We start from the raw sequence: 15,567 nt of genomic DNA, 5'->3' as shown, positions 1-15,567 counted from the left end.
AAGGGGGCGCTTCAGGGATTCGTTGTTTCCTTGATGGTGATCGGCGTGCCGACGACACCGGCATAGAAGACGAGGATTTCCGCCGGTTCGGTCCCCTCGTTGCGGCCGTAATGCCAGGTCTCGACTACCTCGACGATCGGGTCCCCGGCCTTCAGGTGCAGGGTCTGGCCGTTGTCGGCGACCACCGTCAGTTCCCCCTTGAGCAGGACTCCGGCGTTGATCACCGGATGTTCATGGCGGGGGAGTTTGGCCCCTGGCGGAATGGTGATGCGCAGGATCGTGACCTCAGGCTGGCCAGACGGGTAGGTAGAGAGGGGCTCGCCGTTCCAGCTTCGGGTCGATTTTGCCAGTTGCTGCGCCTTTATGCCGGGTGCCTCGAGGGGAACGGCGGGAGTGGCCCAGAACAGGGCGAGGAGCAGGATGCAAACCAGGTTTTTCATCTATCCTCCGCTGGGAAAAATATCTGCAATACCAAAAAAATCCCTTTATTCCCCAATATCTTCATTCCAGAGCTCAGGATTGGCTTTAATGAAATCTTCCATCAGACTCTGGCATTCAAGGTTCCCCGTCAGAACCAGATCCACCCCGCGCGCGCGCAGGTAATCCTCCGGCCCCTGGAAGGTCCGGTTCTCGCCGATGACTACCCTGGGGATACCGTAGAGGAGGACGGCGCCGCTGCACATGTCGCAGGGGGAAAGGGTCGAATAGAGGGTGCAGCGCCGGTAGTCGGCGGCTTTCAGGCGACCGGCGTTTTCCAGGCAATCCATTTCGGCGTGCAGGACTGTGCTGCCGCGTTGCACCCGCCGGTTGTGACCGCGCCCGATAATCTTGTTGTCGAGAACCAGGACCGAGCCGATCGGGATACCCCCTTCGGCGAGTCCTTGGCGTGCTTCTTCGATAGCGGCCTGCAGGAAGGGGTCCATGGCTTGCTCCTTGACCGGGGAGGGGTTCAGGGGAGGATCTCCGCTACTGGCAAAACCTTGGCGAAGACAGCGTTCAGAGCGGCAAGATAGGCCGCCTGCACCTGCTCCGCCGGGACCGTCACCCCGCCGTAGTCGAGAGCCCTGGTGGCGCAGGCGTCGGCGGCCAGGGTACAGGAAAAGCCGAGATCAAAGGCGGCCCGCACCGTGGTATCGACGCACATGTGGGTCATCATGCCCGCCACCAGCAGGGTTTCGATGCGCTGCTCCCGCAGCGCGGCGAGGAGCCCGGTGTCGCGAAAACTGTTGGGATAATGCTTTTGGAAGATCGGTTCGTCCCCCTGCGGCGCCACCTCGTGGTGGATCTGGGCGCCGGGAGTGCCGGGAAGAAAAAAGGTCGCTTCAGGACGGGCGGCAAGATGCTGGACATGGAAGATGGGGCGCCCCCGCTGGCGGAAGGTTCGCAGCAGGTGCCCGGCCTGCGCCGTCGCTGTGGCGCTGCCGACCAGTTCCATGGTACCTCCTTCAAAGTAGTCATTCTGAATATCGATGATCAAGAGGGCCTGGGACATTGAGGTTCTCCATTGCGGGGGCGCCTGCCGGAATATGCTTAGGGGCCGATCCGGGGGAATAAAGAGGCGGCCAAAGCCGGCTCAAATCGTCTGGTCGTTCTCCAACAGTCTGAAAACTTTAAACTTTGAGAACGGGTTTGTCCAACCCCCGGGGCAAATAAATTACCGCCCATAAAGTCCCTGGCAGCCGAAGGGCGATGCCAGGAGCCCGGCGGAACGATTCAGGCGCGGCGCGCCTTGCCGGATAGCGCTGTGATCTCCAGCTTGATCACCTTGGCAAGGTGCCCCGTGCTGGCGATATAGGCCTCGCCCGCAGTGATCTGCTGCGGCGAATACTTTTCCAGCAACCAGACCAGGGCCTTCTCCCGCTCGGCGCCGGCCACCTCGGCAGCAACGCCGAAGGCGATGACGCTCTCGTATTCGGTGCTGAACAGCTCCGGCAGTACTCTGGTCTTGCCGACCACGCAGAAGGAGACCTTCGGGTTGAAATGCAGGTTGTCGAGCTTGTGCCCCTCCGGTGCGCAGTGGATGTAGATGGCCGGATGGCGGTAGGCGTAGCTGACCGGGATACCATAGGGCTGGCCATCGATATCTGTGGTCGACAGCACCCCGTATTCCCCCCGGGCGAGGAGTTCCATTGCGGCATCCACCGCCAATTCCCGATCCTTTCTGCGCATCCTTCGCATCGTCAATCCTCACAAAATCAGGGCCTGGTAAGGGCAGGCCGGGAGACATTCGCCGCAGCCGCTGCAGCGTGCGGTGTCGATCCGGGCCCGTTTGCGGCCGAAACCGTTGGGATTCTCCGTCTCCAGGCTCAGGGCATGGGGACGGCAGGCGGCGACGCAGTGGCCGCAACCGGTGCAATGGGGGAGAACCCGGGGGGTGCGACTGGTCGGGCTGAAAGTGGCTGCTTTCATCCGGTTTATTCCTGTTCGGCGGGCGAGGTCCCGTTCGTGGTGAAGGATCTCCGCTCGATACGCCGGTCCGGGACGATTCTAACAGTTGTCGTCCGGCGGTGCCAGGACCGCTTGCCGGATCGCCGCGATATCGGCGTCACGAATGAACCTGGGGATATTCCCGTACCAGAAGGCGTGGAACCCGTAGCCACCCTCAGTCAGTTCCCGGATGGCGGCTTCCTTGTCCCAGCCCTGGAAAACAATCCGGTACATGGCGCTGACCAGGCCGGTGCGGTCGGAGCCGTGCCAGCAATGGACCAGGATCGGTCCTTCACTCTGGTGAATAATGCGCAGCGCCTCGACGACCTGTTCGGTGGTGATCGAGCCGGCGGCCATCGGCACCCGATAGAAGGTGAGACCGGTGATGTCGGCGGCGGCGTCGCGATGGAATTCGCGAAGATTGAGGATATGGGTGATTCCCAGGGACTTGAGTTCGGCAAACCCCGCTTCGTCCGGCTGGGCGGAGCGGTATACCCGGTCATCGAGCCGGTGGAAATTTTTCAGGTGTTCGCTGATGGGAGGGCTGGCGGGAGCCGCAAGAGCTGGCGCAACGCCCAGCAGTAGGGCGGCAAGAAAAAACGCACCAAGTAATCTCCAATAGCGATGGCAAGATTGGATTGGGGACATGATCCCTCCGCTGGCCGCGAAGAGCTGCCAGTCGTTTATCTCTACGCAAAGCCTAGCAGAAATGCTTTTGACGAGGGAAGGGTGGTTGGGTAAATTTATCTGCGAATTGTGTGCTGCGTTGGCGCAGGATTTCGTTGTCATCCTACCCACTCAATAGCGAAGGAGCTTGCCATGTCCTTCAATCCCGTCCTGGTCGTCACCCGGGTTGAGAAACCGGAATGGTACCGGTCGACGGCCCGCTTCGCAGAGCGTGATACCGGTATTGCCCGGCGGCAACTTTTTACCACCCTCCTGCCGTATCTCCTGCTGCTGGCCCTGATGGTGTGGACTATCAAAAAGGGGGTCCCCTATGCGCTTACTCTCGCCCTCGGGGTGATCGCCGGCGGCCTTCTGGTCCGAATCTTCATCCTCTTTCATGACTGTACCCACGGTTCCCTGCTTAAATCGCCGCGCTGGAACCGGAATCTGGGCTACCTCTGCGGCATCCTGGCCTTTACCGCCTTTCACGACTGGCGGCGCAGTCACGCCGGGCATCATATCACGGCCGGCGACCTCGACCGGCGCGGGCTGGGAGATATCACCACCATGACCGTGGCGGAATACTGCGCCGCGCCGCCACGGCAGCGTCTTGCCTACCGGCTCTACCGGCATCCCTTCGTTCTGCTCGGTATCGGCCCCCTCTACTACTTTCTGCTGCGCAACCGCTACCCCTCACCGGGCGCGAAGCGAATCGATTTTTTCAGCGTGATCGCCACCAACCTCGCCCTCGCCGCCATTATCGTCGTCGCCAGCCTGACCATCGGATTCAAAACCTACCTGCTGGTGCAGCTGCCGGTCCTGATGGTCGCCGCGACCGGAGGGGTCTGGCTCTTCTACATCCAGCACCAGTTCCAGGGGGTCTACTGGGCGCGTCATGACGCCTGGGACCCCTGGCAGGTCGTGATGCGGGGCGCCTCCTATTACCCGTTGCCGAAACTCCTGCAGTGGTGTACCGGCAATATCGGTTTCCACCATGTCCACCACATGCGCCCCGGCATTCCGAACTATCACCTGCAGGAATGTTACGAGGCTGTCCCCGAACTGCAAACCGTACCGCCCCTCTCCTGGCGCCAGAGTCTCGGTTCGCTGTGCCTCAACCTCTACGATGAAGAAGCGGGAAAGATGGTCAGCTTCCGGTCGTTGCACAACCGCTGAGAATGGCCTGCGGTCGCAGGTCGAGCGACGGACGAAAACCGCCAATCCGGGGATCGGGTTTCCCTTTTCCTGCCGTCAGCGACGTTTTTTGCCGGATGCCTAATACCCCCCGGACGACCCGCCGCCGCCAAAACTGCCGCCTCCCGGGGTGAATCCCGCGGGCGCTGCCTCCCGCGGGGTCGGCGCGACCGGCTGGAGCGCAGCCAACGCCTCGGCGTCGAGCCCGTAGAGACGGGGCTCCAGCAATGGTTCGGCGGTAAAGGCGCCGCGGCGCCGGTCTTTGCCGTTGTGCAGCCAGCGCAGCAGAAAAAAAGCGAGCCCCGCCAGCAGCAGCCCGGCGGCGGTCAGCTCCTCGGCGAGGTGCCCGAAGTGGATGTAATACTTAAGGGTGAGGATGGAGGCGATGGCGGTCAGCACCGCGTACCAGAGCAGCGCCCGGTCGCGGCGCAGCAGCCCCAGCAGCAGGGCCGCCAGCGGGAGGAGGGCAGTGAGGGCGGCGCAGAGCGGGTCGGTCCAGGGGACCGAACCGGTGCCGGGCGACTCGCCGAGCAGTTGCCGCCAGAGAAGGCGGTGGGCGTAGAGGTTGACGTCAAGGTAGATGCCGGTGAGGGCGCCAAGGCGCACAACCTCCAGGCACCAGCGGTAACCGCGGGGGAGGTCGTCCCGGCGCGCCCGTTGCCACTGCGCCCAGATCCCGGTGGTGGCGAGGAGAAGAAAAAGAATGGCCCGGGACCAGGCCTGGCCGTACCAGGGCAGGGCGTCGGCGAGATGGAAGGGGAGGGCGGCCAGGGTTGCCACGGCCGCCAGCGCTGCCAGCGCGTAGCCGTAACGGACCGCCAGTGCCGTCGCACCGGCCAGGACGACCACATGTGCCAGGAGCCAGCCGAATTGCTCGGTGGTACGTCCCAGTTCGTGGCCGAAGATGCCCACCGCCAGGGCGAGAAAGCCGACGGCACAGCCGAGCAGGACCTCTTCGGCGCCGCAGCGGTAGAGGCGGCGGCCGTGAATCAGGGTGCGATCGGCGATCATGGTGCAGGCCGGGGCAAAGAGGAGGAAGAAGATTGCCAGGCCAAGCTCCTCGACATCGAGGATGACGGCGAGGAGGGCTGCCAGGGCGGCCAGACCGAGGGCGGTGAAGAGGGCGAGCAAAATCCGGATGAAGAGATTCACCTGCACCAGCTCGGGGCGATAGCGTTCGCTCACCACCGTCGCCTGGGCGGGGGAGACGATGCCGGCCTGCTCCCAGCGCCGCGCTTCTTCCACCACCTGCACCCGCTTTTCACCGTTGCGGTAGAGTTCGATCATTCGGCGCTCCGGAAGCGACGGTGAAAGACGACCAGGGCCGAAACGAGGGCGGCGGCCGTGACCAGGAAGTAGGCGAGGATGCCGATCAGGTCCCAGTGGGTGCGGGAAAGGATAAAGATCGTGAGCCCCAGGTAGCCATAAAGAACGGCGTAGAGAAGAAAGGCGAAGTTGCGGCTGCGCTCGGCGTAGCAGGCGCTGCCGCCCCCGACCAGGAGCAGCCCGGCGAGGTAGTAGCTCCCCTGCGGCCGGGAACCGACCCCGGCGACGAGGGCGGCGCAGAGGAGGTTGACGCCGAGATGGAGGTGGATCGGCAGGAAGTGGCGCTTCCAGCCGAGCCGGTGCTGGGCCACGCCGGCGGTGATCACCAGGGTGCCGAAGAGCAGGCCGTTGCCGCGCAGGATATGCTCCCACATGGCGCCGCCGAGCAGGCTGGACTTGACCCCGAGCCAGGCGCCGAGGGTGGAAAGGGCGAGGGTGAGGACGAGGCGGTTGTCGAAGTAGTGGGCGCAGAGCAGGTAGAAGAGCCCGGAGCCAAGCAGCCACCAGCCCCAGCGCCCGGCCAGCAGCTGGTAGTGGATTTCCAGGTAGCCCTGCAGGGTGCCGAGGAGGAGGCAGCCGAGGAAAAGGAGGTAGTCGTAGGCGGCATTGGGGGGCGACAACTTCTCTGTCGAGAACCCGCCGCCGCGGCTGAAACAGTAGGCGAAGCAGCCGGCGCAGCCGAGGGCGATGGCGGCGAGCAGGGCGAGGTGGCCGATGGACGCGAAGTGCCTGGCGATCAAAAGGCCGAGGCCGGTGGTCAGCAGCAGGATGCCGGCGTAGAGGAGCAGGCGCAGCTCCCAATGGACGGAAAAGAGCTCGCGGCTGTAGATCCGGCGCAGCAGCCCTGCCTGCTCCCGGTTCAGGATGCCGGCGTTCTCCAGATCGTTCAGTGCCTCTTGCATTGGATGCCTCTCCCGGTGTTGCCGGATTGTACGCCAAACGCGGCCACGCGATAAAGTGATTTCCCGGAGGTCAGGAGTTACGACCCGTTTTCTCCTTCCAGAGCCGGGCGATCTCCTCTTCCCGGAGTGGTTGCGGATGCTTGATGCGCAGGCTGTCGGCCCACTCGCGGGCAAAATCCCGCTGGATGTAACGGTTCAACGCCAGGGTCAAAAGCATCGCGATCAGGGCGCCGAGACTTGCCATCGCCATGTCTTTTTGCGCGTCCCAGATGTCCCCCTGGGTTCCCAGGTAGGCCATACCGAAATCGCCGCCGAACACTTCCGCCACTGCCCACTCGACCAGCTTATAGATCATCGAGGTCGACATGATGAAGTCGAGGGGGAAAAATAGCCCCAGAAACCTTCGGCGTTGGCGATGCGGAAATAGATTTCCCGCACCGGGTAGGCGAGGAGCAGGGTCAGGAAGCGGCCGTGGGGGATGGCGGTGAATAAAGGCTAATTTCGAATGTACGTATGTAACTGGCGGTGTAAATCAGTTTGTGTAAATGGCTTGGGTTTTTGTCGTCAGTAAACCGGCAACCTGCCTTCGAACAAGATGGAGAACCGGTTGAGGGCGGCCTTCCAGTCCCGAATCGGCAGGGTCCATTTCTTGGCGATATTATTCAGCGCCAGGTAGAGCAGTTTGAACATGGCTGCATCGCTGGGGAATGAGCCCCGGTTCTTGGTGACCTTGCGCAGCGACATGTTCAGCGATTCGATCGCATTGGTGGTGTAGATCACCTTGCGAATCTCCGCCGGGTAGGCGAAAAAAGGGGTGATTCTCTCCCAGTTGCGCCGCCAGGACTGGCCGATGGAGGGGTGGGTTTTATCCCACTTCGCTTCGAACTCCGTCAGGTTCATTTCGGCCTGCTCGGCCGTCGCGGCCTGGTAAATGGACTTCAGATCGGCCGCCACTTCCTTGCGCTGTTTCCAGGAGACGTAGCGGAGAGAATGGCGCACCATGTGAACGAGGCAGAGCTGGACCTGGGTGCGAGGAAAGACTGCTTCGATGGCCTCGGGGAAACCTTTGAGCCCGTCCACGCAGGCGATGAAGATGTCTTCGACACCCCGGTTTTTCAACTCGGTCACCACCTGTAGCCAGAACTTGGCGCCCTCGTTCTCGGCCACCCACATGCCCAGGACCTCCTTGATGCCGTCCAGGGTGACGCCCAGGGCCAGGTAGACCGCTTTATTGCTGACGTGGCCGTTGTCTCGCACCTTGACCCGGACCGCGTCCATATAGACGATGGGATAGAGGGCGTCGAGCGGTCGGTTCTGCCAGATCTTGACCTCGTCCGCGACGGCATCGGTCACGCTGGAAATGAGGGCGGGAGAGACCTCGACGCCATAAATCTCTTCCAGATGCCCCTGGATCTCCCGGGTCGTCATCCCCCGGGCGTAGAGGGAGATGATCTTGCCGTCGAAGCCGGCGAAGCGGGTCTGGCCCTTGGGAATGATGAGCGGCTCGAAGCTGCTGTCCCGGTCACGCGGAACCTCGATCGGCAGTTTGCCGAATTCGCCCTTGATGGTTTTGGCCGACTTGCCATTGCGGGCATTGCCGCCTTTCGTGGCCACGGGAGCATGCTTCTCGTGCCCCAGGTGTTGGGTCAATTCCGCTTCCAAAGCTCGTTCCAGAAGGGCCTTGGTGAGCTGTTTAAGCAAGCCGGTTTCGCCGATCAGGTCTTCGGGCTTCTTGTAGTCGGCAAGCAGGCGGTCCAGCAGATCTTTTTCGATGGCCATGGGGGCTCCTTAGAGGGTGGGGTCCCGGTGTACCCCTGAATGGCCATTTACACAATCTTTTTTACACCCTCATGTAACTTACTGAATATTTTTGATCTTTGACATAACTGTTCTTTTTTCGATTTGAAATCGCTTCGACCTGCCTTCGAGTGATACCTTCCTGGCACTTCAGGAGGGCATCCATGAACGCAGGCCAGACCGCTTTTAGACAGCTTCTTCAGTTTCTCCCGCGTCACGAGTTCAACCTCTGCTCCTCAAGATACCGCTCCCGCCACTCCGGGACCCAATTGCGAAAGGTTTTCCAATTTATTCCCAGGGGTTTGTCCATCGCTGGCCTCCCATCACCCCCAAGGTCTTCAGACCTTCATTTTGCTTTCCGCGCTTCCAACCGCGCCTTGGTCATCCGCTCGCGCAAGCCCCCCTCCTCAAGAAACGCCTGCTCCAACTGCCTGATTTGCCGGTCAAGCAGGTAATTGGCCTGGTGGATCAGGCAGATGAGGATGTTGGCCACCACCTCGGGCGGGCGGGTTTCAATATAGGTCCTATAGGTCGCATAGGACTCATGAGACTTTTGGGACCGACTGCCGAGATTGCGTACGAAGCGGGCTTCTCGGCTGTTCTTGTCCCACAGGGGCGCACCGCCAACGCGCAGGAAATCCCGGTAGTCCTCCAGCAGTTCTTCCAGGCTGGCCCGCGCCACGTTGGTCAGCTTGATCTCCATCTCCTTCGAGGTCCCCGAGGCGACGCTGGCCTCGACAATGTTCTGTTTGCCGGAGCGCGCCGCCTGCACCATCTGGTCACGGGTGCGGCTGCGCCGGTCGATGAAGCGCTCGCAGAAGAAGACCGTGGCGTCGTAGACAATCTCGGCCTTGCGATAGGACAACAGACTGCGATAGCCGCCGTGCGGCGGGATGAAACCCTCCGGCATGTTTCCCCCCTCGCTTGTGTTCCTAAGTCCTATAGGACCTATGGGACCCATAGGTCCTATGAACTTCAAACGAAGCGGGGCAGGCCGGCTTGCGCCGATCTGCCCCACGGTCGTTTATCTCAATGTTGTTTCACTCATCGGTTCCCCCTCCCGACTTCATCGCTTTAAAAGCCTAGGCACATTCGCTGTACCCGCAGGCATGGCAGACGCAGCAACCCCCTTCGTGTTCCACCGGCCCACCGCACTCGGGGCAGGCGCCGCCGGTCTGGCTGTGCATGTCCGTTTCCTCGTCAATCATATGCATCTGGATCGCCTTGGCGACGGCGTCGGCGCAGGAGGTGACGCGGTTGTCGCCAAAACCGGCCGGCTTGTGGCAGGTGATGCCGATCATCTGCTTGACCGCCTGGCGGGCCTGGACGCCGGAGCGCCAGGCGAGGGAGACGAGGCGGCCGATCGCCTCGCACTGGCTGGCGGCGCAGCCGCCGGCCTTGCCCATGGTGGTGAAGAGCTCGAAGAGACCCTCGTTGTCCTCGTTGATGGTGACGTAGAGGGGGCCGCAGCCGGTCTCCATCTGGTAGGTGGCGCCTTTCAGCGCACGGGGCCGGTCACGTTTCCGGCTCCCCTTGCGCGACTCCATCGGCACCACGTTTTCCGGGTGCTCCTCCTTCTTGGCGACGGAGAGGACCTGCATGTCGCGGCTGCCATCGCGGTAGATGGTGACCCCCTTGCAGCCCATCTTGTAGGCGAGGCGGTAGACAGTGGCGACATCCTCGCGGCTGGCGTCGTGGGTGAAGTTGACGGTCTTGGAGACGGCGTTGTCGGTGTATTTCTGAAACGCCGCCTGCATCTTGATGTGGTCTTCCGGGGTGATGTCGTGACTGGTGACGAAAACCCGGCGCACGTCGGCGGGAACCCCCTTGACATCCTGCACCGTGCCGTGCTCGGCGATCTCCTCCATCAGTTCCTTGCTGTAGAAACCGCGCTCCTTGGCGATCTGCTCGAAGAGGGGATGGACCTCGATCAGTTTGTCCTTGTCGAGGACCTGGCGCACATAGGAGACGGCGAAGAGGGGCTCGACGCCGCTTGACGCGTTGGCCATGATCGAGATGGTGCCGGTCGGGGCGATGGTGGTGCAGGTGGCGTTGCGCACCGGCTTGGCGCCCTTCTTGTCAAAAATGCTTCCCTTGTAGTTGGGGAAGGGGCCGCGCTCTTTTGCGAGCTCCTGCGACGCCTTGCGTGACTCGTCGGTGATGAACTTCATCAGTTTCTCGCCCAGCGCCACCGCCTCGGGGGAGCTGTAGGGAATCCCGCAGAGGATCAGCAGGTCGGCCCAGCCCATGACGCCGAGGCCGATCTTGCGGTTGCTGCGCGTCATCTCGTCGATCTCGGGGATCGGGTACTTGTTGACCTCGATGACGTTGTCGAGGAAGCGGGTGCCGGCATGAACCACCTTCTTGAGATGGTCCCAATCGACGTCGCCGTTCTTGACCATCTTCGCCAGGTTGATCGAGCCGAGGTTGCAGCTCTCGTAGGGGAGGAGCGGCTGCTCGCCGCAGGGGTTGGTCGCTTCGATCTCGCCGACCAGGGGGGTCGGGTTGTCGCGGTTGAGGCGATCGAGGAAGATGATCCCCGGCTCCCCGTTGGTCCAGGCAAGATCGACGATATGTTCGAAGACCTTGCGCGCCGGCATCATCTTGATGACCTCGCCGTCGCGGGGGTTGATGATCTCGTATTCGCCATCGCTCTCCACCGCCTCCATGAACTTCTCGGTCATGCCGACGGAGATGTTGAAGTTGGTCAACACCGTCTGGTCGCGCTTGCACATGATGAAATCCATGATGTCGGGATGGTCGACCCGCATGATCCCCATGTTGGCGCCGCGGCGGGTGCCGCCCTGCTTGATCGTCTCGGTGGCGGCGTCGAAGACCTTCATGAAGGAGAGGGGGCCGGAGGAGACCCCCTTGGTGGAGAGGACGACGTCGTTGGCCGGGCGGATGCGGGAGAAGGAGAAACCGGTGCCGCCGCCGCTCTTGTGGATCAGCGCGGTATTCTTGATCGCCTCGAAGATCGACTCCATCGAGTCGCCGACCGGCAGCACGAAGCAGGCGGAGAGCTGGCCGAGCTCGCGCCCGGCATTCATCAGGGTCGGCGAGTTGGGCAGGAACTCAAGGCTGGTCATCATGCGGAAGAATTCATCGGCGAGGGCCTTGCTGTCGATGCCGGTCTTTAGTTTGTCCTCAGCGCTGGCGATCGTCTCGGCGACGCGCCGGAACATGTCGCTGGCCGTTTCGAGGACCTTTCCCTCGGCATCCCGTTTCAGGTAGCGCCGTTCGAGCACGGTGAGGGCATTCTTCGACAGGGCCAGGGTGGCAGAACTGGTCTTTTTGTTCATGATCCTTATCCTTTACGGCTGGGTAGCGGAACCCGGGGGCCCGAATTGGTACCAGGGAAGCGGGTAGTTACAGGGGAGGAAATTCAACATTGTGTGGATGGGAGTGATTTAAACCACAAGATGTCGTGGCTGTCAAGGAGTGACGCCTTTCTTTTTTGGGAAAATAATTCTCCTTTTCCGGCACAACTTTTGTATGATCAGAGGTAGCAAGGTAGTGGTTCCAATCCGCCTAAAATCGTGGACAATACCAACGCTGCATGCTAGTTTCCCACAGTTACCGTCCACCTTCGGATGGCGATTACGTCCAAAGCAGGGCCCTATCGATGACCAGCCGCACTCCCAAAGCCGCCCATCTCGAAGAAGAGCTCCGCGATCTGCGCTCGATCCTCAGCGTCGCCCAGGTGGTTGTCTCCTCTCTCGAACTCGACGAGGTGCTGGAGAATATCCTCGGCAGCGCCATGGCGATCATGGAGATGCCGGCCGGGTCGATCGCGCTCTACGACGAGGAACGCTCGGAGCTGGAACTCCATTGTCATGCCGGCCTGAGCGAGAAGTTCGTCGCCAAGGTGCGCTGGAAGGTCAAGGCCGGCGGTCTCACCCATCGGATTCTCGAGGAGGGGGAGCTTTTCATCGTCGAGGATACCGCCAACGCCGAATTCTTCAATAACCCGCTGGCGGTCGCCGAGGGCCTGCGTTCCCTGATCGCGGTCCCCCTGAAGGTTCAGAACAAGATTGTCGGGGTGCTCTATGTCGATGATTTTGTACCGCGCACCTTCCCCGAGAAACGCCTCAAGCCCCTCTCGATCCTCGCCTCCTTTGCCTCCATGAGTATCGACAACGCCCGCCTCCACGAAAAGACGCGGCAGCTCGCCTGTACCGACGGTCTCACCGGTCTCTACAACCACCGCCAGTTCAAGCAGGTCTTCCGCGAGGAGATGGCGCGCACCATTCGCTACGAGAAGCCGCTGGCACTGGTCATGTTCGACGTCGATGACTTCAAGAAGTTCAATGACACCTACGGTCATCCTAACGGTGACAAGGTTCTCGTCGATGTCGCCCATATCCTGCAGGAGGCCCTGCGCGAGTGCGATATTGTCTTCCGTTACGGCGGTGAAGAGTTTATCGCCATCCTCCCCGAGACCGGCCTCGCCGAAGCGCTGATTGCCGCCGAGCGGGCACGGCTGGCGATTCAGACCGAGACCCCGAAGAGCCTCGGCCCGATCTCCGGGCACGGGGTCACGGCGAGCGCCGGCGTCGCCTGCTATCCCCGCGATGGTCTCGATCTCGATTCCCTCCTCAAGGCAACCGACGACCTTCTTTACCTGGCCAAGAAACACGGCAAGAACAAGGTCTACCACCACCCGGACCCGGTCTGAAAGGTTCGCATGGCCTCCGAAAAAATTCTCCTGGTCGATGACGAAGAAGGGATGCGGCGGCTCCTCTCCCGGGTCCTCTCCCGCGAGGGGTACGAGCCGACCACTGCTGCCAGCGGCGAAGAAGCGCTACGCCTGGTCGGCGGCGAGCAGTTCGACCTTGTCATTACCGATATCAAGATGGCCGGGATGAGTGGCCTCGACCTGCTGCACGAGCTGAAAGCCTTCGACCCGGCCCTGCCGATCATTGTCATCACCGCCTACGGCACCGTCGAAAGCGCGGTCCAGGCGCTGCGCGCCGGCGCCTACGACTACATCACCAAGCCCTTCGAGAATGACGAGATCAAGCTGACCGTGGCCAAGGCTCTCGAACGGGAACGGCTGCTGGCGGAGAACCGCTATCTGCACCAGGAGTTGGAAGGGCGCTACGCCTTCTCCGGCATCGTCGGCAAGTCGCTGGCGATGCAGGAGGTCTTCGAGATCTCCTCCTCGGTGGCGCAGAGCAATGCCAACGTCCTCATCACCGGCGAAAGCGGTACCGGCAAGGAGCTGATCGCCCGCTCGATCCACTTCAGCTCGCCGCGCAAGGAGAAGCCCTTCATCGTCCTCAACTGCGCCGCCCTCTCCGAAGGGGTGCTGGAGAGCGAGCTCTTCGGCCACGAGCGCGGCGCCTTTACCGGCGCCACCGCCACCAAGAAGGGGCGCTTCGAACTCGCCCACGAGGGGACCCTCTTCATCGACGAGGTCGGCGAGATGTCGCTGACCGCGCAGGTCAAGCTGCTGCGGGTGTTGCAGGAGCACGAATTCGAACGGGTCGGCGGCACCCGCACCATTCGCAGCGATGTGCGGCTGGTGGCGGCGACCAACAAAAACCTCGAAACTGAGGTGAAGAAGGGGACGTTTCGCGAGGATCTCTTCTATCGACTGAACGTCGTCAATATCGAGCTGCCGCCGTTGCGCGAGCGACGCGAGGATATCGAGGGGCTGGCCCGCCACTTCCTCGCCAAGTACGTGCAGGAGACCGGCAAAAAAATCCAGGATCTGGCGCCGCGCACCCTGAGTTGCCTGCTCGCCTACGAGTGGCCGGGGAACGTGCGCGAGTTGCAGAACGCCATCGAGCGCGCGGTCGTCCTCGCCAAAGGCGAGGTGATCACGCCGCGCGATCTTCCCCAGGGGTTGCAGGGGGATGGGCAGATCTGCCTTGAGCTGCCCGAGCGGGGCGGCAGCCTGCCGGAGATTCTCGAAGACCTTGAGCGGCAACTGATCATGCAGACGCTGAAGCGGGAAGGGGGGTCGCAGACCCGCGCCGCCGATGCCCTCGGCATCAAACGCACGACCCTGCGCTACAAGCTGGAAAAATATCAACTCCTCTCCTGAGTTGTTGACAGGATTCTGCCACTCTTGACCCGGCCGGCGCCGAATGCCGGCCTTTTTGCTTGATGAAAGCCCCCTGTTGCGGGGGATGACGCTGGTATGCTCCTTGCTAAAACTCCCCGGGGGCACGGCCCGTTGCGGTCGAATTCATCCCCCGGAGATTTTAGTGATTCATCCGCGTTTACTGATCAAGCTGCTCCTGCTCAGCCTCTTCCTGCTCCCGGTCAGTTGCCGGGAGGTTCCTGCCGACCGACTCTATGCCCTGCACCTTGGGCACACGCCGGATGCCAGCGATTGGGAACGGGCGTTGCCGCGGGATATCACGGTGCGGGGCGGGCGACTCCACAAGGAGGCGCTTATCCCCGATATCGACCAGGACACGGTTCACGTCACAACCGCCTCCTGTCATCATGGTGCGTCTCTGCCCGATCCGGTCGAAGTCGATCTGCGCGCCTTTTACACGGACAGTGAGCTCTGGCTGCGACTCTCCTGGGCCGACGCCACTCACGATGAACGAATGATGAACTGGCGCTGGGATGGCCAGGAATGGCATAATACCGGCGGTTTCGAGGACGGCTTCGGCCTGCTCTGGGACAGCCGGGCGGCCTATCCCCGCTTCTCCTGCTCCTACGCCTGCCATATCGATGATTTCGGCGTCAGCGGCGACAACTTCCATGCCTTGAACAAGATGAAGTTGACCCGTGACGGCACGCAGCTCGATCTCTGGAACTGGAAGGCACAGCGCACCGGCAGCCATGGTTTCGCCGACGATCGCTACCTCGACAAGGACGGCATGCACGGCGATCTCCCCGGCGAGTTGTTCCGGCCCAATTCCCAGGCCGCACTCCACCCGGAAGATGGGCTGCAGCCCTTCGCCAAGGGAGACGCGCCGCTGGTGCTGGCCGACAACACCCCGGTCAGCAAAGCCTTCCTGCCCGCCGGGAGCCAGGCTCCGGGTTACCTGACCGAGCGTCCTACCGGGAGCCGCGCTGATATCCCGGCGATGTCCAGCTACCACGACGGGCGCTGGACCGTAATCCTGCACCGCAAGCTCGATACCGGCGATCCCCGCGATGTGATCTTTGTCCCCGGCGACGAAGCCGGCGTCGCCTTCGGGCTGTCGCTGATGGACAATACGCTGATGGAACATTACGCCTCGACTACCGAGGAACATCTGGTTCTGCTCCGTCCCTGACTTTATGGAGG

Annotated in this window: 16 protein-coding genes and 1 pseudogene; 5 read left to right on the top strand and 12 right to left on the bottom strand. The window is 62.1% G+C overall.

Features of this window, described 5'->3' with window-relative positions; all coding sequences use genetic code 11:
• Positions 1–11: 11 nt before the first annotated feature.
• The 6 genes from ACYQ8E_RS04770 to ACYQ8E_RS04745 all read right to left on the bottom strand — a co-directional run bounded on the left by ACYQ8E_RS04770 (position 12) and on the right by ACYQ8E_RS04745 (position 3,075).
• A complete protein-coding gene (locus ACYQ8E_RS04770; protein ID WP_066727430.1) occupies positions 12–440 on the bottom strand; it encodes a cupin domain-containing protein in 429 nt (142 codons plus the stop codon).
• Positions 441–485: 45 nt separating this feature from the next.
• Entirely contained in the window at positions 486–923 is a 438-nt protein-coding gene (locus tag ACYQ8E_RS04765) for a nucleoside deaminase (protein WP_066727429.1), read from the bottom strand.
• Between the two features lie 26 nt (positions 924–949).
• A complete protein-coding gene (locus ACYQ8E_RS04760; RefSeq protein WP_066727428.1) occupies positions 950–1,492 on the bottom strand; it encodes a cysteine hydrolase family protein in 543 nt (180 codons plus the stop codon).
• A 221-nt stretch (positions 1,493–1,713) separates the two neighbouring features.
• Positions 1,714–2,169, bottom strand: a complete 456-nt coding sequence (locus ACYQ8E_RS04755; protein WP_231875317.1) for a pyridoxamine 5'-phosphate oxidase family protein — start codon at positions 2,167–2,169, stop codon at positions 1,714–1,716.
• A gap of 18 nt (positions 2,170–2,187) precedes the next feature.
• Positions 2,188–2,409 (bottom strand): 4Fe-4S dicluster domain-containing protein, encoded by a 222-nt coding sequence (locus ACYQ8E_RS04750; RefSeq protein WP_066727426.1) that lies wholly within the window; start codon positions 2,407–2,409, stop codon positions 2,188–2,190.
• 78 nt (positions 2,410–2,487) lie between these two features.
• Complete coding sequence (locus tag ACYQ8E_RS04745; RefSeq protein ID WP_066727425.1) at positions 2,488–3,075, bottom strand: dual specificity protein phosphatase family protein; 588 nt, start codon at positions 3,073–3,075, stop codon at positions 2,488–2,490.
• A 171-nt stretch (positions 3,076–3,246) separates the two neighbouring features.
• Between ACYQ8E_RS04745 and ACYQ8E_RS04740 the strand changes: the two genes are divergently transcribed.
• Entirely contained in the window at positions 3,247–4,269 is a 1,023-nt protein-coding gene (locus tag ACYQ8E_RS04740; RefSeq protein ID WP_066727423.1) for a fatty acid desaturase, read from the top strand.
• A 99-nt stretch (positions 4,270–4,368) separates the two neighbouring features.
• Here the strand turns inward: ACYQ8E_RS04740 and ACYQ8E_RS04735 are convergent, their stop codons facing one another.
• The 4 genes and pseudogenes from ACYQ8E_RS04735 to ACYQ8E_RS04720 form a co-directional block, all read right to left on the bottom strand.
• Positions 4,369–5,574, bottom strand: a complete 1,206-nt coding sequence (locus tag ACYQ8E_RS04735; RefSeq protein WP_066727421.1) for a hypothetical protein — start codon at positions 5,572–5,574, stop codon at positions 4,369–4,371.
• Positions 5,571–6,515, bottom strand: a complete 945-nt coding sequence (locus ACYQ8E_RS04730; RefSeq protein WP_066727420.1) for a DUF2157 domain-containing protein — start codon at positions 6,513–6,515, stop codon at positions 5,571–5,573. The genes ACYQ8E_RS04735 and ACYQ8E_RS04730 overlap by 4 nt, the downstream gene beginning before the upstream one ends.
• A gap of 70 nt (positions 6,516–6,585) precedes the next feature.
• Positions 6,586–6,971 (bottom strand): annotated as a pseudogene (locus tag ACYQ8E_RS04725) (DUF2238 domain-containing protein); the annotation flags it as partial.
• A gap of 108 nt (positions 6,972–7,079) precedes the next feature.
• A complete protein-coding gene (locus tag ACYQ8E_RS04720; protein WP_459860291.1) occupies positions 7,080–8,294 on the bottom strand; it encodes an IS256 family transposase in 1,215 nt (404 codons plus the stop codon).
• Positions 8,295–8,476: 182 nt separating this feature from the next.
• Here ACYQ8E_RS04720 and ACYQ8E_RS04715 point away from each other — a divergent pair, with 182 nt between their 5' ends.
• Positions 8,477–8,767: a DUF4372 domain-containing protein gene (locus ACYQ8E_RS04715; RefSeq protein ID WP_082820289.1), complete on the top strand. Its 291-nt coding sequence runs from the start codon at positions 8,477–8,479 to the stop codon at positions 8,765–8,767.
• On the opposite strand, the gene ACYQ8E_RS04710 is transcribed toward ACYQ8E_RS04715, so the two are convergent.
• Both ACYQ8E_RS04710 and ACYQ8E_RS04705 read right to left on the bottom strand, forming a co-directional pair.
• Complete coding sequence (locus tag ACYQ8E_RS04710) at positions 8,659–9,222, bottom strand: four helix bundle suffix domain-containing protein (RefSeq protein WP_066727414.1); 564 nt, start codon at positions 9,220–9,222, stop codon at positions 8,659–8,661. The two genes, ACYQ8E_RS04715 and ACYQ8E_RS04710, sit on opposite strands and share 109 nt — an antisense overlap.
• A gap of 172 nt (positions 9,223–9,394) precedes the next feature.
• Positions 9,395–11,614, bottom strand: coding sequence for a vitamin B12-dependent ribonucleotide reductase (locus ACYQ8E_RS04705; RefSeq protein WP_066727412.1), 2,220 nt, complete (start codon positions 11,612–11,614; stop codon positions 9,395–9,397).
• A 323-nt stretch (positions 11,615–11,937) separates the two neighbouring features.
• Here ACYQ8E_RS04705 and ACYQ8E_RS04700 point away from each other — a divergent pair, with 323 nt between their 5' ends.
• The 3 genes from ACYQ8E_RS04700 (at position 11,938) to ACYQ8E_RS04690 (ending at position 15,556) form a co-directional block, all read left to right on the top strand.
• Positions 11,938–12,990 carry a sensor domain-containing diguanylate cyclase gene (locus tag ACYQ8E_RS04700; protein ID WP_066727411.1) on the top strand — a complete coding sequence of 351 codons (1,053 nt, stop codon included), beginning with the start codon at positions 11,938–11,940 and terminating at the stop codon, positions 12,988–12,990.
• A 9-nt stretch (positions 12,991–12,999) separates the two neighbouring features.
• Positions 13,000–14,364 carry a sigma-54-dependent transcriptional regulator gene (locus ACYQ8E_RS04695; RefSeq protein ID WP_066727410.1) on the top strand — a complete coding sequence of 455 codons (1,365 nt, stop codon included), beginning with the start codon at positions 13,000–13,002 and terminating at the stop codon, positions 14,362–14,364.
• Positions 14,365–14,527: 163 nt separating this feature from the next.
• Entirely contained in the window at positions 14,528–15,556 is a 1,029-nt protein-coding gene (locus ACYQ8E_RS04690; RefSeq protein ID WP_066727408.1) for an ethylbenzene dehydrogenase-related protein, read from the top strand.
• Positions 15,557–15,567 lie beyond the last annotated feature (11 nt).

Source organism: Desulfuromonas carbonis (genome assembly GCF_054658035.1).
The sequence above is the reverse complement of the archived record's forward strand: the minus strand, read 5'-3'. Positions and strand labels throughout refer to the sequence as shown.